This window comes from Minwuia sp. IMCC3060 (assembly GCF_029909435.1).
Classification (GTDB): Bacteria; Pseudomonadota; Alphaproteobacteria; order Minwuiales; family Minwuiaceae; genus Minwuia.
Genome location: NZ_CP123782.1, coordinates 2,615,902 through 2,634,405 on the forward strand (window position 1 = coordinate 2,615,902; position 18,504 = coordinate 2,634,405).

Annotated in this window: 17 protein-coding genes and 1 tRNA gene; 4 read left to right on the forward strand and 14 right to left on the reverse strand. The window is 65.1% G+C overall.

All coding sequences use genetic code 11. The features are described from left to right. Positions 1–4: 4 nt before the first annotated feature. The 9 genes from nuoH to QGV54_RS12300 all read right to left on the reverse strand — a co-directional run bounded on the left by nuoH (position 5) and on the right by QGV54_RS12300 (position 8,031). Positions 5–1,054 carry an NADH-quinone oxidoreductase subunit NuoH gene (nuoH, locus tag QGV54_RS12260; RefSeq protein WP_281016547.1) on the reverse strand — a complete coding sequence of 350 codons (1,050 nt, stop codon included), beginning with the start codon at positions 1,052–1,054 and terminating at the stop codon, positions 5–7. Further along, positions 1,047–3,113, reverse strand: coding sequence for an NADH-quinone oxidoreductase subunit NuoG (gene nuoG / locus QGV54_RS12265; protein ID WP_281019922.1), 2,067 nt, complete (start codon positions 3,111–3,113; stop codon positions 1,047–1,049). The genes nuoH and nuoG overlap by 8 nt, the downstream gene beginning before the upstream one ends. Before the next feature lie 48 nt (positions 3,114–3,161). Then, entirely contained in the window at positions 3,162–4,439 is a 1,278-nt protein-coding gene (gene nuoF, locus QGV54_RS12270; protein WP_281016545.1) for an NADH-quinone oxidoreductase subunit NuoF, read from the reverse strand. Beyond that, positions 4,439–5,053 (reverse strand): NADH-quinone oxidoreductase subunit NuoE, encoded by a 615-nt coding sequence (gene nuoE / locus QGV54_RS12275; RefSeq protein ID WP_281016544.1) that lies wholly within the window; start codon positions 5,051–5,053, stop codon positions 4,439–4,441. Before nuoE ends, nuoF begins: the two co-directional genes overlap by 1 nt. Continuing rightward, complete coding sequence (locus tag QGV54_RS12280; protein ID WP_281016543.1) at positions 5,050–6,228, reverse strand: NADH-quinone oxidoreductase subunit D; 1,179 nt, start codon at positions 6,226–6,228, stop codon at positions 5,050–5,052. The genes nuoE and QGV54_RS12280 overlap by 4 nt, the downstream gene beginning before the upstream one ends. 2 nt (positions 6,229–6,230) lie before the next feature. After that, the gene (locus QGV54_RS12285) at positions 6,231–6,839 is read right to left on the reverse strand and encodes an NADH-quinone oxidoreductase subunit C (RefSeq protein ID WP_281016542.1); all 609 of its coding nucleotides are present in this window, start codon (positions 6,837–6,839) and stop codon (positions 6,231–6,233) included. 30 nt (positions 6,840–6,869) lie between these two features. Beyond that, positions 6,870–7,424: an NADH-quinone oxidoreductase subunit B gene (locus tag QGV54_RS12290; RefSeq protein WP_281016541.1), complete on the reverse strand. Its 555-nt coding sequence runs from the start codon at positions 7,422–7,424 to the stop codon at positions 6,870–6,872. Next, a complete protein-coding gene (locus QGV54_RS12295; protein WP_281016540.1) occupies positions 7,415–7,789 on the reverse strand; it encodes an NADH-quinone oxidoreductase subunit A in 375 nt (124 codons plus the stop codon). Before QGV54_RS12295 ends, QGV54_RS12290 begins: the two co-directional genes overlap by 10 nt. Before the next feature lie 165 nt (positions 7,790–7,954). Then, positions 7,955–8,031: transfer RNA gene (locus QGV54_RS12300), tRNA-Asp, on the reverse strand. Between the two features lie 129 nt (positions 8,032–8,160). Here QGV54_RS12300 and sfsA point away from each other — a divergent pair. Genes sfsA through radC form a run of 3 tightly spaced genes read left to right on the forward strand, consistent with a single transcriptional unit; the run spans position 8,161 to position 10,465 of the window. Next, a complete protein-coding gene (gene sfsA, locus QGV54_RS12305; RefSeq protein WP_281016539.1) occupies positions 8,161–8,868 on the forward strand; it encodes a DNA/RNA nuclease SfsA in 708 nt (235 codons plus the stop codon). A gap of 38 nt (positions 8,869–8,906) precedes the next feature. Beyond that, entirely contained in the window at positions 8,907–9,725 is an 819-nt protein-coding gene (map, locus tag QGV54_RS12310) for a type I methionyl aminopeptidase (RefSeq protein WP_281016538.1), read from the forward strand. Between the two features lie 14 nt (positions 9,726–9,739). Next, the gene (gene radC / locus QGV54_RS12315) at positions 9,740–10,465 is read left to right on the forward strand and encodes a DNA repair protein RadC (protein ID WP_281016537.1); all 726 of its coding nucleotides are present in this window, start codon (positions 9,740–9,742) and stop codon (positions 10,463–10,465) included. Between the two features lie 54 nt (positions 10,466–10,519). Here the strand turns inward: radC and QGV54_RS12320 are convergent, their stop codons facing one another. Next, positions 10,520–12,325 (reverse strand): acyl-CoA dehydrogenase, encoded by a 1,806-nt coding sequence (locus tag QGV54_RS12320; RefSeq protein ID WP_281016536.1) that lies wholly within the window; start codon positions 12,323–12,325, stop codon positions 10,520–10,522. A gap of 160 nt (positions 12,326–12,485) precedes the next feature. Here QGV54_RS12320 and QGV54_RS12325 point away from each other — a divergent pair, with 160 nt between their 5' ends. Next, the gene (locus QGV54_RS12325) at positions 12,486–13,445 is read left to right on the forward strand and encodes an L-threonylcarbamoyladenylate synthase (RefSeq protein ID WP_281016534.1); all 960 of its coding nucleotides are present in this window, start codon (positions 12,486–12,488) and stop codon (positions 13,443–13,445) included. Here QGV54_RS12325 and QGV54_RS12330 read toward each other — a convergent pair. From QGV54_RS12330 to QGV54_RS12345, 4 genes are all read right to left on the reverse strand, one after another. Further along, entirely contained in the window at positions 13,414–14,634 is a 1,221-nt protein-coding gene (locus QGV54_RS12330) for an MFS transporter (RefSeq protein WP_281016533.1), read from the reverse strand. The two genes, QGV54_RS12325 and QGV54_RS12330, sit on opposite strands and share 32 nt — an antisense overlap. A 236-nt stretch (positions 14,635–14,870) precedes the next feature. Beyond that, a complete protein-coding gene (locus QGV54_RS12335; protein ID WP_281016532.1) occupies positions 14,871–16,169 on the reverse strand; it encodes a cyclopropane-fatty-acyl-phospholipid synthase family protein in 1,299 nt (432 codons plus the stop codon). 55 nt (positions 16,170–16,224) lie between these two features. Continuing rightward, positions 16,225–17,010: a DUF1365 domain-containing protein gene (locus QGV54_RS12340; RefSeq protein ID WP_281016531.1), complete on the reverse strand. Its 786-nt coding sequence runs from the start codon at positions 17,008–17,010 to the stop codon at positions 16,225–16,227. A 2-nt stretch (positions 17,011–17,012) separates the two neighbouring features. Beyond that, a complete protein-coding gene (locus tag QGV54_RS12345; RefSeq protein ID WP_281016530.1) occupies positions 17,013–18,380 on the reverse strand; it encodes an FAD-dependent oxidoreductase in 1,368 nt (455 codons plus the stop codon). Positions 18,381–18,504 lie beyond the last annotated feature (124 nt).

Below are 18,504 nucleotides of genomic sequence, written 5' to 3' on the forward strand. Positions count from 1 at the left end.
TGCCTCAGCCCTGCAACAGTCCGCCGTAGACCAGCACACCGGAATAGAACACCACGGCGCCCAGCGAAACCGGCAGGAAGACCTTCCAGCCAAGCCGCATGAGCTGGTCATAGCGGTAGCGCGGCAGGGTTGCGCGCACCCAGATGAAAACGAAGAGCAGGAAACTGATCTTCAGCGCGAACCAGATCACGCCGGGAATGAAGGTTTCCCCCGGTATCGGCGAATGCCAGCCGCCCAGGAACAGCAGGGCGGTCAGGCCGCTCATCAGGATCATGTTCATGTATTCGCCCAGGAAGAACAGGGCGAAGGTCATGGACGAATATTCAACCTGATAGCCCGCCACCAGTTCCGCCTCTGCCTCCGGCAGATCGAACGGATGACGGTTGGTCTCGGCCAGTGCCGAGATGAAGAAGATGATGAACATCGGGAACAGCGGCCAGACGTACCAGCCGAGGATACCGCCCTGCTCCAGCCCCAGCAGCGAAGCGATGCCGGCTGACGACTGCGCCTCCACGATCTCGGACAGGTTCAGCGTGCCCGCGAACAGCAGCACCGTGATGATGACGAAGCCGATGGAGACCTCGTAGGAGACCATCTGCGCCGCCGAGCGCATCGCACCCAGGAAGGCATAGCGTGAATTCGAGGCCCAGCCCGCCATGACGATGCCATAGACACCCAGCGAGGAGATGGCGAACAGGTACAGCACGCCGACATTGATGTCGGCCAGCACCCAGCCGGAATCGAACGGGATCACCGCCCAGCCGATCAGGGCCAGGATGAAGGTCAGCATGGGCGCGGCGACGAAGACCGTCTTGTCCGCGCCGGTCGGGAACACGGTTTCCTTCAGCAGCAGCTTGGCACCGTCGGCCAGCGGCTGCAGCAGGCCGAAGGGGCCGACAACGTTGGGGCCACGGCGCATCTGCATCGCGCCGATGACCTTGCGCTCAGCCAGGGTCAGATAGGCCATGGCCAGCAGCATCGGCACCGCGATCAGCAGGATCTTGCCGAGAATGATCAGGAAAGGCAGCAGCCAGACGCTCCAGAACTCAACCATTGGTCCCTGTCGCCTCCCCTGCAGCGGCCTTGCCGACGGAATAGAGCTCGGAACACTCAGCCATGGTCTGGCTGGCCCGCGCGATCGGGTTGGTCATGAAGTAGTCGGTGACCGGACAGGCAAACGGCGCATCCGACATCTCACCGGCATCATCGCGCAGCGGTCCCGGTGTTCCGGGCCGTGCAAGATCAACCATGTCCAGCCCTTCGATCAGTTCACCGATCCGGGCGCGCAGGGCGGCAATATCGTCATAGGGCAGCGTGTGCTCCAGCTGCGCCGACAGCGCCCGCAGGACCTTCCAGTCCTCCCGCGCCTCTCCCGGTGCCTGGTTGGCAGGTTCCGCCATCTGGATACGGCCTTCGGTATTGATCCATATCCCGGCCTTCTCCGCATAGGCGGCGCCCGGCAGGATCACATCCGCCGCATGGGCCCCGGCATCGCCGTGGCTGCCCTGATAGATCACGAAGGTACCATCCAGGCCGGAGGTATCGATCTCATCCGCGCCCAGCAGGAACAGGACCTCGACGCCACCGGACAGCATCGCGCCCGCATCCAGACCGCCCTCACCCGGCACCAGGCCAAGTTCCAGCCCGCCAACGCGGGAGGCAGCGGTGTGCAGGACCGAGAAACCGTTCCAGTCATCGGTGACAGCGCCGGTCTGATCGGCAAGCTTCCGCGCCGCAGCGTGAACCGCCGCACCATCCTCACGCGCCAGCGCACCGGCACCGACGATGATCAGCGGCCGTTCGGCCTCCTTCAGCACGTCGCAGAAGGAATGGCTGCCATTCAGCAGCTCGGTCAGCGTCTCCGGGCCTGCACCCAGATATGTCGTGGGATAGGTCAGGTCGGCATTCTCGCCGATCACGCCAACCTTCAGCGCACCGGCGGACTGCACCCAGGTCTTGCGGATACGCGCGTTCAGCACCGCCGCTTCCTTGCGCGGGTTGCTGCCGACCAGCAGCACCGCATCGGCATCCTCGATCCCGGCAATCGTCGTGTTGAACAGGTAATCCCCGCGGTGCGCGCCATCCAGCTTCGCACCATCGGCACGGCAGTCGATGTTCGGGCTGCCCAGTGCCGCCATCAGATCCCTCAGCGCCGTCATTTCCTCCAGCGCCGCCATGTCACCGACGATGGCACCGATCTTCGACGGCTCCACGGAGGAGACCTTCTCGCCGATGACGCGGAACGCCTCCGCCCAGCTTGCCGGCTTCAGACGCCCATCCACCCGGACATAGGGACGATCAAGCCGCTGGCGACGCAGGCCGTCACAGGCAAAGCGGGTCTTGTCGGAAATCCATTCCTCGTTCACGTCCTCGTTCAGGCGCGGCATCACCCGCAGCACTTCACGACCACGTGCGTCGATGCGGATGTTGCTGCCCAGCGCGTCCATGACGTCGATGCCTTCGGTCTTGCGCAGCTCCCAGGGGCGCGCGTTGAAGGCATAGGGTTTGGAGGTCAGGGCACCAACCGGGCAGAGGTCGATGACATTGCCCGAAAGCTCGCTGTCCACGACGCTTTCCAGCGCCGTGATCTCCATGTTCTCACCCCGGTTGATCGCGCCGATGTCCGGCACGCCAGCCACTTCCTCCACGAAGCGGACGCAGCGGGTGCAATGGATGCAGCGGGTCATGATCGTCTTGATCAGGGGCCCCATGTACTTCTCTTTGACCGCGCGCTTGTTCTCGTCGAAGCGCGACCCGCCACGGCCATAGGCCATGGTCTGGTCCTGCAGGTCACACTCGCCGCCCTGGTCGCAGATCGGGCAATCGAGCGGATGGTTGATCAGCAGGAACTCCATCACGCCTTCACGCGCCTTCTTCACCGTCGGTGAATCCGTGTGGATGACCATGTTGTCACCCGCCGGCATGGCACAGCTGGCGATAGGCTTCGGCGCCTTCTCCATCTCCACCAGGCACATGCGGCAGTTGCCCGCGATGGACAGACGCTCGTGATAGCAGAACCGGGGAATTTCCCGGCCCGCAGCCTCACAGGCCTGCAGCACCGTGGCACCTGCTGGTACCTCAACCTCGATCCCGTCTACTGTCAGCTTCGGCATGGCTTCCTGCCGTTCCCTCTATTCGTTCACGGTTCGCACGGACACCCCTCAGGCGGCCTGCTTGCGATATTCCAGTATCCGACGCTCCATCTCGGGCCGGAAATGCCTGATCAGACCCTGAATCGGCCAGGCGGCCGCATCCCCCAGGGCGCAGATCGTGTGGCCCTCGACCTGCTTCGTCACCTCGTGGAGCTGGTCGATTTCCCCAACCGTTGCCTGACCGCGCACCATCCGCGTCAGCACCCGATACATCCAGCCGGTGCCTTCCCGGCAAGGGGTACACTGCCCGCAGCTCTCATGCATGTAGAAATGCGCCAGATTGGCGATGGCCTCCACGATGTCGGTGGACTTGTCCATGACGATCACCGCCGCCGTCCCCAGACCCGACTGCACTTCCTTCAGGCTGTCGAAATCCATCAGCACCTCGTCGCAGATCGACTTCGGGATCATCGGCACCGAAGATCCGCCCGGAATGATGGCCAGCAGGTTGTCCCAGCCGCCACGCACTCCGCCGCAGTGCCTCTCGATCAGTTCCTTCAGCGGGATGCCCATTTCCTCCTCGACGTTGCAGGGCGTGTTCACATGCCCCGAAACGCAGAACAGCTTGGTCCCGGTGTTGTTCGGCCGGCCCAGACCGGCGAACCAGGCCGCGCCGCGCCGCAGGATCTCCGGCGCCACCGCAATGGATTCGACATTGTTCACCGTGGAGGGGCAGCCATACAGGCCCACGGCCGCCGGGAACGGCGGCTTCAGCCGCGGCTGGCCCTTCTTGCCCTCCAGGCTCTCGATCAGCGCCGTCTCCTCGCCGCAGATATAGGCCCCGGCACCGCGATGCAGCACGATGTCGTAGTCATAGCCGGAACCACAGGCGTTCTTGCCGATCAGGCCAGCCTCGTAGGCTTCCTCGATCGCCGCCTGAAGCACCCGCGCCTCCATGACGAACTCGCCACGGATATAGATGAATGCGGCGCTCGCCTTCATGGAGAACCCTGCCACCAGACAGCCTTCCAGCAGCCGGTGCGGATCGTTGCGCATGATCTCCCGGTCCTTGCAGGTGCCGGGTTCCGATTCGTCAGCGTTGACGACGAGATAGGACGGACGCCCGTCCGATTCCTTCGGCATGAAGGACCACTTCAGCCCCGTCGGAAAACCGGCGCCGCCCCGGCCACGCAGACCGGATTCCTTGATCTGGCCGATGATGTTGTCCGGCCCCATGTCCAGCAGCGCCTTGGTATTGTCCCAGATGCCACGCTTCCGCGCGTCAGCCAGGTTCCAGGGCTGGTCACCGTAGAGATTGGTGAAGATACGATCCTTGTCCTGCAGCATCAGGATGTCCCCTCGACACGATCCAGCAGCGTCTTGCGCCCCTCGGCCGGTTCGGAGAACCGGCGGCCATTCACCGGACCGGGCGCGGGCACATCGTCCTTCGCCAGCCGATCCAGCAGAGTGGTGCAGCTTTCGTAATCCAGATCCTCGTAGAAATCGTCATTGATCTGGATCATGGGTGCGTTGCAGCAGGCGCCCAGGCACTCGACCTCCACCAGCGAGAACTGGCCGTCGTCGGATACACCGGCGTGACTGAGGCCGGTCCTGTCCTTGATGGCGCGGCGCAGTTCATCGGCCCCGCGCAGCCAGCACGGCGTCGTCCGGCAGAGCTGCAGGTGGTATTTGCCGACGGGGGCCAGGTTGTACATGGTGTAGAAGGTCGCGACCTCATAGGCGCGGATGTAGGGCATGCCCAGCTTTTCCGCGACGCAGCGGATCGCCGCCTGCGGCAGCCAGCCATGCTGGCGCTGCGCCAGATCCAGCAGGGGCATGACCGCACTCTGCTGGCGCCCTTCCGGATAGCGGGCGATGATCTTTTCCGCCTGCGCCCAGACTTCCGGCTCGAACTCGAAGCTGGCCGGCTGTTCCACGGCGGGTCCCGCAGCACCACTCATCGGTCGATCTCCCCGAAAACCACGTCCAGCGATCCGACGATCGCCACCGTATCGGCAAGCTGGTAGCCCTTCGACAGGAAGTCCGTCGCGTGAAGGTGACGATAGCCAGGTGCCGAGATCTTGCACTTGTAGGGTTTGTTGCTGCCATCGGAGACAAGGTAGACGCCGAACTCGCCCTTGGGCGCCTCGACGGCGGCATAGACCTCGCCTTCCGGCACATGGAAGCCTTCGGTGTAGAGCTTGAAGTGATGGATCAGCGCTTCCATCGAATGCTTCATCTCGCCCCGCTTCGGCGGCGTCACCTTGCGGTCGACCGAACTCGCGGGGCCATCCGGCATGCGCTCCAGCACCTGTTCGATGATCCGCAGCGACTGGCGCATCTCCTCCAGCCGGCACAGATAACGCTCGAAGCAGTCACCGGTCTTGCCGACGGGAATATCGAAATCGAACGCCTCATACCCGTCATAGGGCTGCGACTTGCGCAGGTCCCACGGCACGCCACAGGACCGCAGCATGACGCCGGAGAAACCCCAGTCCAGCGCGTCCTCGACGCTCAGGCCGCCGATATCGACATTGCGCTGGCGGAAGATCCGGTTCTCCGTCAGCAGCCCCTCGACGTCGTCCAGGAACTTCGGGAAGGTCCTGCACCAGGCCAGGATCTTCTCCGGCATGTCCGCCGGGATGTCCTGGTGCACGCCACCGGGCCGGTAGTAGGCCGCATGCAGCCGCGCGCCCGATGCGGCCTCGTAGAACTCCATCAGCTTCTCGCGCTCCTCGAAGCCCCAGAGCGTCGGCGTCATCGCGCCCACGTCCATGGCCTGCGTGGTGCAGTTCAGCAGATGGTTCAGCAGCCGCCCGATCTCCGCGAACAGCACGCGAATCGCCTGGCCACGGGCCGGAACCTCCAGCCCAAGCAGACGCTCCGTCGCCAGGCAGAAGGCATGCTCCTGATTCATCGGCGCGACATAGTCCAGCCGGTCGAAATAGGGCATCGCCTGCAGGTAGGTCTTGTACTCGATCAGCTTCTCGGTGCCGCGATGCAGCAGGCCGATATGCGGATCGGCCCGCTCCACGATCTCGCCGTCCAGCTCCAGCACCAAGCGCAGGACACCGTGCGCGGCCGGATGCTGCGGACCGAAGTTCATCATGTAGTTCTTGATCTCGACCTCAGCCATGATCAGGACGCCTCACTGCTCTTCTCGTCGCCGGGAAGGATGTACTGCGCCCCTTCCCACGGGCTCATGAAGTCGAACCGGCGGAATTCCTGTGTCAGGCTCACCGGCTCGTAGATCACGCGCTTCTGCTCGTCGTCGTAGCGCACTTCGACATGGCCGGTCAGCGGGAAATCCTTGCGCAGCGGATGCCCCTCGAAGCCATAGTCGGTCAGGATGCGGCGCAGGTCGGGATGACCGGAGAACATGATGCCATACATGTCCCAGGTCTCGCGCTCGAACCAGTTCGCGACGCTGTAGACCTCCGACACGCTCGGCACCGGCGTTTCCTCGTCGGTCTTCACCGCCACCCGGACACGCTGGTTCAGCCGGATCGACAGCAGATGGTAGACGACATCGAACCGCGGCGACCGGGCAGGCCAGTCCACCGCCGTGACATCCATCAGCGCCTTGAACTGGCACCCGGAATTGTCACGCAGATACGTCATCACCTGAACAATGCGATCCGCGCGCGCATCTACCCGCAATTCACCGTTCGTGACGGTAACGCCGATGATCGCATCGCCCAGACCGGAGCTGATCTGCTCCGCCAGCTCGTTCAGATTTTCGTCCATGATCCCGGACCCCTGAAAAAACGTTGCTCGTCAGCGCATGATGGTGCCGGTACGGCGGATCTTCTTCTGCAACTGCAGAATGCCGTACACCAGCGCCTCCGCCGTCGGCGGGCAGCCGGGCACATAGATATCGACCGGAACGATCCGGTCACAGCCCCGCACGACCGAGTAGGAGTAATGGTAGTAGCCGCCGCCGTTGGCGCACGACCCCATGGAGATGACGTAACGCGGCTCCGACATCTGGTCGTAGACCTTGCGCAGCGCCGGGGCCATCTTGTTGGTCAGCGTACCGGCGACGATCATCACGTCCGACTGACGCGGGCTGGCGCGCGGCACGACACCGAAGCGGTCCAGGTCATAGCGCGGCATGTAGGCGTGGATCATCTCCACGGCGCAGCAGGCCAGACCGAACGTCATCGGCCAGAGCGACCCTGTCCGCGCCCAGTTCACCAGCTTGTCGACATTGCTGATGATGTAACCCTTTTCCGACAGTTCCTCCCCCACGTCGCGGTAGAAGGCATCCTGATCGCCCGACGCGGCCTTGGCCGCCAGCGCGGTGACAGGAAGGTTCTCGTTCACTCCCATTCCAGCGCTCCCTTCTTCCACTCGTAGACAAAACCGATGGTGAGGATGCCGAGGAAGATCATCATCGACCAGAACCCGAAGGTACCGATTTCGGCCAGCGATACCGCCCACGGGAACAGGAAGGCGACCTCCAGATCGAAGATGATGAACAGGATGGCCACCAGATAGAAGCGCACGTCGAACTGCGTCCGGGAATCCCCGAACGGCTCGAAGCCGCATTCGTATGGCGAAAGCTTCTCGCTGTCCGGCTTCTGGCGGGCAGCAATGAAGGACGCGATCACGATCACACTGGCGAGCCCGATGGCCACGCCCAGAAAGATCAGGATCGGCAGATATTCACTCAACAGCGTATCGACACCTGTCACCGGTCTCGGCTCCCTCATTTCCCCGACAATGAAGACGGGGGAGTATAGGCACCGTTTGGACCGGGCGAAAGCGTCAATCCGGCGCAGTTTGCTGCGGAGATCGATTATATTTCAAGGAGTTCCCCGAACGCAGGCACAGTGGTGGCGTTTTTGGCAGGGAGAAAGTGGCGGGAGTGACGGGACTCGAACCCGCGGCCTCTGGCGTGACAGGCCAGCGCTCTAACCAACTGAGCTACACCCCCGCAACGAAGTGCGAGCGGGGGGATACGCCCGCCACGCATCCCTGTCAAGCACCGCGAGCGTGAAACTTGTTGCACGGGCGCAATGAATTTCCGTCAATGCCGCTGCATCCGGCGCAGGGGAGACACTTCATGACATTTCAGCCTCCCCTCATCCGGGGCACGCTTCTGCGCCGCTACAAGCGCTTTCTGGCCGACGTGCGGCTGGAGGACGGCAGGGAGATCACGGCGCACTGTCCGAATCCCGGCTCCATGCTCAGCCTGATCGACGGCGCGCCCCAGGCGGTCTGGCTGACCCCGCACGATGATCCGAAACGAAAGCTGCAATGGACCCTGGAACTGCTGCAGGTGGATGCGGCGCTTGTCTGCGTCAACACTATGCGGCCCAACCTGCTGGCCCGGCAGGCCATCGAGACCGGCCTGCAGCCGTCGCTCGACGGCTACGAAACCATCCGCCGGGAAGTGAAGTACGGGGAGAAGTCGCGGATCGATCTGCTGTTGCAGTCACAGGGACGCCCCGACTGCTACGTGGAGGTGAAGGGCGTGACCATGTCGCGCCTGCCCGGTGTGCTGGAATTTCCGGATTCGGTCACCAGTCGCGGGGCAAAGCATCTGGATGAGCTGGCAAGCATGGTCCGACAGGGCCATCGAGCGGTCATGTTCTATCTCGCCATGCGCGATGACGGAAATTCGTTCCGCCTGGCGGAGGATATCGACCCTGCCTATGCGGAAGCCTTTCGCCGCGCCCGTGAGGCGGGTGTCGAGGCGGTTGCCCAAGCTTGCGTGATTTCCCCGGAAGCCATATATCCCAAGGCTGTCCTGCCCGTAGATATCGATTGAGAGAGCCACGCTCCCGCGCCCAGAGGAGGCCGCAGCCCATGGATTATGTCGCAGCCGAGAAGGCGCCGAGCCAGAATACCGGACAGATCAAGCTGCACGGACCGGAAGCGTTCGAGGGCATGCGCAAGGCAGGCCGGCTGGCCGCCGAGACGCTGGACCTGATCGCACCCCACGTGAAGCCCGGCGTGACGACCGGGGAACTGGACCGCATCTGCCACGAATACATCACCGACAATGGCGCGATCCCCGCGCCGCTGAATTACCGCGGCTTTCCGAAGTCGATCTGCACCTCCATCAACCACGTTGTCTGTCACGGCATTCCGGGGGACCGGGTGCTGAAGGATGGCGATATCGTCAATATCGATGTCACGGTCATCGTCGATGGCTGGCACGGCGATACCAGTCGCATGTTCTATTCCGGCAAGGTCAAGCTGAAGGCCAAGCGTCTGGTCGACATTACCTACGAATCGATGATGCGCGGCATCCGCATGGTGAAACCGGGGGCCTGCGTCGGCGACATCGGCGCCGCCATCCAGGAATATGCGGAGAGCGAGCGCTGCGCCGTGGTGCGTGATTTCTGCGGCCACGGTCTGGGGCAGGTGTTCCATGATGCCCCGAACATCCTGCACTATGGCGATTACGGCTCCGGTCAGGAATTGCGCCCGGGCATGTTCTTCACCATCGAGCCCATGATCAATCTGGGTGACTGGCGGGTGAAGATCCTGGAGGACGGCTGGACCGCCGTGACCCGCGACCGTTCCCTGTCGGCACAGTTCGAGCATTCCATCGGCGTGACGGAAACCGGCGTCGAGATCTTCACGGAATCGCCGAAGGGCATGCACAAGCCCCCGTATTGAGGGGGTGCCGCGCCGTGTCCGAATCCAGCGATGACGGGAAAGCGAAGCGCCCCGCGGCAGATGCGAAACCGCACTACCACGGCCATCGCGCCCGCCTGCGCCAGCGGCTGACCAAGACCGGCGGCGAGAACCTGGAAGACTACGAACTGCTGGAGATGATTCTCTGGGCCGGCAATCCGCGCGGCGACACGAAGCCCCTGGCCAAGGCCCTGCTGGCGGCATTCGGCGACTTCGCCCATGTCATCAGCGCCGCCCCGGAGCGGCTGCTGGAGATCAAGGGGCTGGGCGAGACCGGTGTCGCAGCGTTGAAGTCCGTCGAGGCCGCAGCCATCCGCCTGACCCGCACGAAGGCGATGAGCAGCGCCACGGTGCTGTCGTCATGGGACACGCTGGTCGACTATTGCAAGGCCGACATGGCCTACCGCAAGACGGAGCAGTTCCGGGTGCTGTTTCTCGACCGCAAGAACAAGCTGATCGCCGACGAACTGCAGCAGAAGGGCACGGTGGACCATACCCCGGTCTATCCGCGCGAAGTGGTGAAGCGGGCGCTGCAACTGGAAGCGTCCGCCCTGATCATGGTGCACAATCACCCCTCCGGCGACCCGATGCCGTCACACGCGGATATCGAGATGACGAAACTGGTACGCGATGCGGCCAAGGCCGTCGGCGTGACGCTGCATGACCACCTGGTGATCGGCAAGGGTCAGGAAATCAGCTTCCGCTCAGCCGGGCTGCTGTAACGGCAACAGCCCGGCCGATCACTTCACACAACGGAACCGGGTCGCAGGCCGACCTCAGGCGACCAGCGCATCGTCGGGAATGGCATAGAGGGCGGCCGAGCCCTGACGTGCTGCCAGCCCGAGCGATCCGGCCTGCGGCATCAGCTGGGTGGCAAAGAAGTGCGCTGTCCCGACCTTGGCATTGAGGAAAGGCGTGTCCCCCTCCCCCGCCGCCACCTGGCGCGCCGCCGCGATGGCTGCACGGGCAAGCAGGTCACCACCGGCAAGCAGGCCCATCAGGCGCAGGAAAGGTGCGGCACCGGCTGCGGCATCATTGGCCGCACTGCCCATGCGCTCCACCAGCCACGTGGCGGATTCCTCCGCTGCGGACCGTGCGGCCTCCAGCGGCTCCGCGATCGCCTGCACCCGTTCGTCGTCGCTCTTGCCGCAGGCGGCGATGGTCTCACTCACCTCCGCCAGCAGGTCCTTGATCGGTTCCCCGCCATTCAGGGTCAGCTTGCGCATCACCAGGTCCATGGCCTGAATGCCGTTCGTGCCCTCGTAGATCGGCAGGATGCGGCTGTCGCGATAATGCTGCCCGGCGCCGGTTTCCTCCACGAAGCCCATGCCACCATGGATCTGGACGCCAACGGAGGACATCTCGACCCCGATGTCGGTACCGAAGCCCTTGGAGATCGGCGTCAGCAGTTCCGCCATACCGCCACGGCGGCGGGCCGTGTCCGCGTCCGGATGACGGCGGCCATAGTCCAGGCAGGCGGCGTTGTAGAGGCAGATGGCGCGCGATGCTTCCGTATAGGCCTTCATGGTCATCAGCATCCGCCGCACGTCGGCATGGTCGATGATGCTGCCGGAGCCACCGGCCGCCGCATCGGGGATGGCCTTGCCCTGTACCCGGTCACGGGCGAAGGCGACAGCGCGCTGGTAGGCACGGTCCGCCACGGCAACACCCTGGGTGCCGACGGACAGGCGCGCATTGTTCATCATCGTGAACATCGACCGCATGCCCTTCATTTCCTCGCCCAGCATCCAGCCGACACAATTGTCATTGTCACCATAGGACATGACGCAGGTGGGGCTGCCGTGGATGCCGATCTTTTCCTCGATGGAGGCGCAGCGCAGGTCGTTGCGCTCCCCCAGGCTGCCATCGTCATTGACCAGGAACTTCGGCACCACGAACAGGCTGATGCCACGCGTGCCCGCAGGCGCGTCCGGTGTCCGGGCCAGCACCAGATGGATGATGTTGTCGGCCATGTCGTGCTCACCGAAGGTGATGAAGATCTTCTGGCCCTTGATCAGCCAGGTGCCGTCGCCGCGCGGCTCGGCCTTGGTGCGCAGGGCACCGACATCCGATCCCGCCTGCGGTTCGGTCAGGTTCATGGTCGCTGTCCATTCGCCGGAGATCATGCGGTCGAGATACTTGTCCTTCAGCTCTTCCGAGCCGTGTGCCTCCAGCGCGTCGATGGCGCCCTGGGTCAGCAGCGGACAGAGGGAGAAGGCCAGATTGGCTGCGTTCCACATCTCCGTCAGGGCGATGGTCACCGCCCAGGGCAGGCCGCCGCCGCCACGCTCCATATCGAACGGCACACCGTTCCAGCCGCCCTCGCAGAACTGGCGATAGGCATCGGCAAATCCCTCCGGCGTGCGCACAACCCCGTTCTCGTACTGCGCGCCCTGCTGGTCACCGGTCCAGTTCAGCGGCCCCAGCACGCCATTGGCCAGCTTCGCCGCTTCTTCCAGAATCTGGTCCACCAGATCGGGCTCGGCATGCTCGTAGCCGGGCAGTCTGGCGATATCCTCCAGATCCAGCACGTGATTGAGGACAAAGCGCATGTCGCGCACAGGGGCGGCGTAATCGGACATGGGGTCGACTCCCTTGTGGTATCCGTTCGGGATATCTCTTGTTTCGCATCTCTTGTGGCGGAGTGTACGGGGAATGCCGACACCCCGGCAATTGCCGTAGCACTTGACCTGTAAGCCGCCCGCGTTCAAGGGAAGCCGACTGCGACAAAGGTAAGCATCCATGCCCGACGGACACCCGGACCAGCCCGTGATCGACGCGGCGGAGATCACCCGCGCGGCGGCGCTGCTGCGCGCCGGTCGTCTGGTGGCCTTCCCGACGGAGACGGTCTATGGCCTGGGTGCGGACGCCACCAACGGCACCGCGGTCGCGGGGATCTTCGCCGCCAAGAACCGCCCCAGCTTCAACCCGCTGATCGCCCATGTGCCGGACCTGGCCGCGGCGCGGGAACTGGTGGTCTTCGACGATCTCGCGGAACGGCTGGCGACGCGCTTCTGGCCCGGCGCGCTGACCCTGGTCCTGCCCCGACGCGACAGGTGCCCGGTGGCGGAGATCTGCTCCGCCGGACTGGACACGCTGGCCGTGCGGGTGCCTGCGGGCGAGATCGCGCAGGCGCTGCTGCGGGCGGTCGGGCGCCCCGTCGCCGCGCCCTCCGCCAACCCTTCGGGCCGCCTCAGCCCCACCACCGCCGCGCATGTCATCAGCGGCCTCGGCGACCGGGTGGCCATGGTGCTGGACGGCGGCCCCTGCCCGGTCGGGGTGGAGTCCACCGTGGTTGGCGTCTTCGAGGGGCAGGCCGTGCTGCTGCGTCCCGGTGGGCTGGCGGTGGAGGAGATCGAGGCCATCGTCGGCCCCCTCAGCCGCCCCTCCGGTGCCCCGGACGCGCCGGCAAGTCCCGGCATGCTGGCCAGCCACTACGCACCGCAAAGTGCACTGCGCCTCAACGCAATGACGGCGGAGCCTGGTGAAACGCTTCTGGGTTTCGGCCCCGATGCCCCGCCAGGTCCGAATCTCAGCCGCACAGGCGACCTGGCGGAGGCGGCGGCGAACCTGTTTCAGGTGCTGCACAGCATCGACAGGGGCGAAACAGGGCGGATCGCCGTGATGCCGATCCCGAACCATGGACTCGGACTGGCCATCAACGACCGGCTCACTCGGGCGGCGGCGCCGAGAGACGGCTGATCACGAAGATCGCGACGATCAGTATCCCCGACTGGGTCCAGAGCGCCGGTCCATAGGATCCGGCGGCATCGCGGATCACACCGCTCATCCCCGGCCCCATTGCCTGGAACAGGTAGAGAAACAGCGCCAGCAGCCCGTAGGTCTTGCCATAGCCGGCGGCCCCGAACCAGCGTCGCGCCAGCAGCGGCGGCAGGATGACCAGGCAGCCGACAACGAAACCCGACAGCGCACAGGCACCATAGAGCGCGAGGCCGGGCGGTGCCTCCGCGATCGCCACCAGCCCCAGCGCCTGGACGCCATAGGACACACCGGCGATCCAGCGCAGGTCGAAACGCGCCGCGAAGAACCCCAGGCCGAAACGCCCGATGATCCCCGCTGCCGCCGTGACCGCCACCGCGTCCGCCGCCGCTGTCCGGGTCAGACGCTCCTCCAGCACCGGGATCTGGTGCGACAGGAACCCCACCTGCGCGGCGAGGCTGAGGCCGGTGGCCAGCACGATGACCCAGAATGCGGGAATGCGTGCCGTCGTGCCGAGGTGACGCAGCGCAGGCGTGGCGCTTGCCGCGGTCTCTGCCGCGCCCGGGGGCCGGGCGATGACCAGCGCCGCCACGGGCAGGGTGACGATGATGATGGAGAGCCCCGCCGCCGTGGCGGCGAAGGTGAAACCTTCCGCCACGGCGATCCGGGTCACGACCGGCACCATCACCATGGCCCCGACGCTCGCTCCGGTCAGGGCAAAGCTCATGGCCATGCCGAGGTTGCGGTCGAACCACGGCCCCAGCGTGGCGCTGATCCCCACTGCGCCCACCGCCGGATAGCCCAGCGCCATGACCACGAAGGCCGCATAGATGTGCCAGAGTTCGCTCGCCTGCCCCAGCAGCAGCACACTGATGCCCACCAGCGTCCCCCCGGCGGCCATCACCGCGCGCGGACCAAAGCGGTCGATCATGCCACCGGTGATCACCGTCATCGGAATGCCCACCACCCAGAACAGGGTCACCGCGCCGGAGACCGCGCTGGTGGACCAGCCATGCAGCCGCGTCAGCGAGGAGATGTAGAAGCCGTGACCGTAGAAGACCGTGCCCCAGGCAAAGATCGCGATCAGGAAACACCCTGCGGTGACCGCCCAGCCCCGGTGAAACCGGGGGGCGTGGACGCGCTCGGGCAAGGGTTCGGCGACAGGCTCCATCCGCGCAACCTATCCCGCCCGCCGCGCCCCTGTCTCCCGGACATTCGGCATGCCGGGTATTTCGGGAAGTGCACGGTCTCCAAAGCCCGCGCGGCACTCCTGGGTACCCGGGTCAAGCCCGGGCAAGGCGTCTGTTGGGTGTTGGCGGTGAGTTCCACTGATCCGCCTTCCTGCCACGCCGCTCGCGGACTTGATCCGCGAGCCCCATCGCCCACGCCTGCGCGGCACAGCCGGAATCAGGCGCGTTTCAGGTGGAACAGGGCGACGTTGATCAGGCCGTCGCGGAAGCCTTCGGCACAGAACAGCAGGTAGAAGCGCCACATGCGGCGGAAGCGCTCGTCGAAGCCGTCGAGGCGGCCGATCTCCGGCCAGGCGCGTTCGAATGACTGCTGCCAGATGCGCAGCGTGCGCTCGTAGCTGCGGCCGAAGAACTGTTCTCCGGCCAGTTCCAGTCCCGCATCCTGGGCAGCACTGCGGAAGGCGGAGGGCGACGGCAGCATGCCGCCGGGAAAGATGTAGCGCTGGATGAAGTCCGCGCGCTTGCGGTAGGCGGGAAAGGCGTCGTCGTCGATGGTGATGACCTGGATCACCGCTTCCCCGCCCGGCCGCAGACGGTCATGCACGGTGCGGAAATAGGCAGGCCAGTTCTCCTCCCCCACCGCCTCGAACATCTCGATGGAGACGATGCGGTCATAAGTACCGGAGGTGTCGCGGTAGTCGGTCAGGCTGAAGCGGGCGCTGTCCGCCAGCCCTTCCGCCGCGATGCGGTCACGGGCATGGCGAAGCTGCTCGGTCGACAGGGTGATGCCGGTGACATCCGCCCCGCGCTCACGCGCCGCGACCTCCGCCAGGCCGCCCCAGCCGCAGCCGATCTCCAGCACCCGGTCACCTGTGCCGACATTGGCCATGTCGAGAATCGTGCGGTATTTCCGCGCCTGCGCCTCGGCGAGGCTCGTTTCATCGTCATCCGCCGTGAACAGGGCTGACGAATAGGTCATGCTCTCGTCCAGCCAGGGCGCATAGAAGGCGTTTCCGAGATCGTAGTGGTAGGCGATGTTGCGGCGGCTGCCCCTGCGGGAGTTGGCGTGGCGGCGATGGAACAGCAGGTCCAGCCAGCGCCGGGTGGCCAGTCCCTGCGACTGGCGCACAAGCGCCTGGCGGTTCATCTGCACGACCTGGAGAAAGGCCGCGAGATCAGGCGTCGACCAGTCGCCATCCAGATAGGCCTCGGCAAAGCCAAGCTCTCCGCCGGTGACCAGCCTGCGCAGGGCGCGCCAGCGATGCAGCACGACCTCCGCCGCCGGTTCCGCGTCCGATGCGCGCCGCCCCGCCGTGAGCGTGCGGCCATCAGGCCGGTGAAAGATGATCTGGCCGGTGCCGATGCATCCGGCAACGCGGTGCAGCACGCGCGACCAGAGCAGGGCGCCCCCCCGCCGGTGCAGCCAGCCACTCCGGCGTCGGGCGCCGATTTCCTCCAGCATCGCTTCAACCGTGTCCTGGCGCTTGCGATCCCCAACGGTGTCGATCGTGCTCATGGGCACTCCCTGAACGTCATGCTGTCCGGTCGATGTCCTGATGTCTCGTCACGTCTCAGGCGCGCCATGAACTGGCGGGCCGCCCAAGGAACGGAATGCCTTTCAGCCACAGCCGCGCCGCCTCCCAGTGTATCCCGGCAACAACCTTGTGGGTCATCAGCGGGTGACGCAAGACCGTCGAGACGATCTGGCGGTCGGTCAGAGGCTTGCGCTGACCGCTGAAACTGGCATCCAGCAGCGGGCCATCGTCGTCGGCATGACGGATCACCACCGCCACATCCTGACCCGGCGGGCGCACCCGAAAGCGGTAGTTGCCGGTATTGGCGATGAAGGGAGAGACGAAGAAACGCTTCTCCGCCTGCTGCATCACCAGCCCGGTATCCTCCCCCTCCACGGGGATGGCATAGGCGTGGCGGTCGCCGAAGGTATTGTGGACCTCATAGACAATGGCGCGCAGCGTGCCGGTGTCGTCGCGACAGAACCAGACGGTCAGCGGGTTGAACACGTACCCGAGCAATCGGGGATAGGTCAGCATCTCTATCCGGGCCGGCGCCGGCTGACCGATGTCGTGCAGCAGCCCCTCGATCCAGGGGCGCAGGCCCAGACCCGCCTCCCCTTGCCCGTGATCCGTTGGCCCATGATCTTCTGGCCGGAACGAAAGCAGGGCCCGGCGTCCGTGGCCGAACAGCCTGAGCGTCCCGTCCAGTTCGTCCAGCCGGTCCACGTCGAGCCCCAGCGAGAAGACACGGTAGCTCAACCGGTGCCGCTTCGGACGGTGCCGGACGTGAACCACGCGGCCCTCGTAGATGCTGCCTGCCGGTATCGGGTGAATGCCGGTCACGGTCAGGCGGCCTGCCGGGTGCTGGTCATCAGTTCCGGCCAGCCGGGCGGCAGGCTGAGACGGCCGGATTCATTCTCCACGTCCCACGGCCTGCGGACACCGCCCAGCGCCTCCGCCACCGCCAGCCCGGCCTGAATGCCATCCTCATGAAACCCGTCCCCCAGATAGCTGCCGCAGAACCAGGTGTTGCGATGGCCCTGAATGTTCCAGATCAGGCTGCGCATCCGCACCGTCGCCGCATCAAAGACCGGATGATCATAAGGCACGGTACGCAGGATCGTCCCCTCCGCCGGTTGCTCCACCGGATTCAGCGTGACGAACAGGTCGTGCCGGGTCGGCAACGGCTGCAGCCGGTTCATCCAGTAACTGACGCAGAGCTGCTGCGCCTCGCCATTGGCGGAGGCCTGACGGGTGAGGTAGTTCCAGCTTGCCCAGACCCGGCGGCGCTTCGGCATCAGCGCCCTGTCGGTATGCAGCATCGCCACGTTCCGCTGGTAGCGGAAGGCGCGCAGCATGCGCTGCTCCGCGCCGTCAGGATCCTTGATCAGCGCCAGCGCCTCGTCGGCGTGGCAGGCAAGGACGACCTCGTCGAACTCCTCGACACCGCCCTGCCGGTCCTCGATCCGGACACCGTCCGGCAGCCGGGTCACCGCTTCCACCGCCGTGTTGAGGCGGATCCGGTCCCGAAAGCCTGCCGTCAGCCGCTTCACGTATTCACGGCTGCCGCCCTGAACTGTCGACCATTGCGGTCGGCCGGAAAGGCCCAGCAGCCCGTGATTGTCCAGAAACCGCAGCAGGCTCTGCGCCGGATAGTCCAGCATGTGCTCCGCCGGGGTGGACCAGATCGCCGCGGTCATGGGCAGCAGGTGATCACGCACGAAGGCATGGCCCAGCCGGTGCTGGCCCAGGTACTCGCGCAGGGTCATGGTCTCCGGCGTCTCCGCGAAACTCTCCTTCGCCTCCGCATAGAAGCGGCGAATGTCGATCAGCATGCGCCAGAAGTCCGGCCGGATCAGGTTGCGGCGCTGCCCGAACAGCATGGAAGGCGCGGCCCCGCCATATTCGAAACGGCCATTGTCGCTGGACACGGCAAAGGACATGTCCGACTTCGCCACCGGTACATCCAGATGGTCGAACAGGGCATTCAGGTTGGGATAGTTCCGGTCGTTGAAGACGATGAAGCCGGTGTCCACGGCAATGGTCCCGTCACCGGCATCCACTTCGACCGTGTTCGCATGTCCGCCGACATGCTCCGCGCGGTCATAGACCGTGACCCTGTGGCTCCGGGACAGCAACCAGGCAGCGGACATACCGGAAATGCCGGACCCGATGATGGCGATGTTGCGACCGGTACTGGTGGCTGAATGCATGTGTTTCCTACCCAAGGGCGTGAGCCGGTTTACCGCGTCCCGCTGTCCGATTGCCGGACCCCGGTTCGTCACCCTAGGCTACGAGGCGTTTGTTTCGGTGGATCACCGGGGGACAATGTCGGAA

What these genes read in the sequence shown, in the direction of transcription:
- QGV54_RS12325 (WP_281016534.1), top strand. Translation starts at nt 12,486, where the DNA reads ATGCCCGACGGACACCCGGACCAGCCCGTGATCGACGCGGCGGAGATC.
- QGV54_RS12285 (WP_281016542.1), bottom strand. Translation starts at nt 6,839, where the DNA reads ATGGACGAAAATCTGAACGAGCTGGCGGAGCAGATCAGCTCCGGTCTG.
- QGV54_RS12280 (WP_281016543.1), bottom strand. Translation starts at nt 6,228, where the DNA reads ATGGCTGAGGTCGAGATCAAGAACTACATGATGAACTTCGGTCCGCAG.
- nuoE (WP_281016544.1), bottom strand. Translation starts at nt 5,053, where the DNA reads ATGAGTGGTGCTGCGGGACCCGCCGTGGAACAGCCGGCCAGCTTCGAG.
- sfsA (WP_281016539.1), top strand. Translation starts at nt 8,161, where the DNA reads ATGACATTTCAGCCTCCCCTCATCCGGGGCACGCTTCTGCGCCGCTAC.
- QGV54_RS12330 (WP_281016533.1), bottom strand. Translation starts at nt 14,634, where the DNA reads ATGGAGCCTGTCGCCGAACCCTTGCCCGAGCGCGTCCACGCCCCCCGG.
- QGV54_RS12335 (WP_281016532.1), bottom strand. Translation starts at nt 16,169, where the DNA reads ATGAGCACGATCGACACCGTTGGGGATCGCAAGCGCCAGGACACGGTT.
- nuoF (WP_281016545.1), bottom strand. Translation starts at nt 4,439, where the DNA reads ATGCTGCAGGACAAGGATCGTATCTTCACCAATCTCTACGGTGACCAG.
- QGV54_RS12345 (WP_281016530.1), bottom strand. Translation starts at nt 18,380, where the DNA reads ATGCATTCAGCCACCAGTACCGGTCGCAACATCGCCATCATCGGGTCC.
- map (WP_281016538.1), top strand. Translation starts at nt 8,907, where the DNA reads ATGGATTATGTCGCAGCCGAGAAGGCGCCGAGCCAGAATACCGGACAG.
- QGV54_RS12290 (WP_281016541.1), bottom strand. Translation starts at nt 7,424, where the DNA reads ATGGGAGTGAACGAGAACCTTCCTGTCACCGCGCTGGCGGCCAAGGCC.
- nuoH (WP_281016547.1), bottom strand. Translation starts at nt 1,054, where the DNA reads ATGGTTGAGTTCTGGAGCGTCTGGCTGCTGCCTTTCCTGATCATTCTC.
- QGV54_RS12320 (WP_281016536.1), bottom strand. Translation starts at nt 12,325, where the DNA reads ATGTCCGATTACGCCGCCCCTGTGCGCGACATGCGCTTTGTCCTCAAT.
- nuoG (WP_281019922.1), bottom strand. Translation starts at nt 3,113, where the DNA reads ATGCCGAAGCTGACAGTAGACGGGATCGAGGTTGAGGTACCAGCAGGT.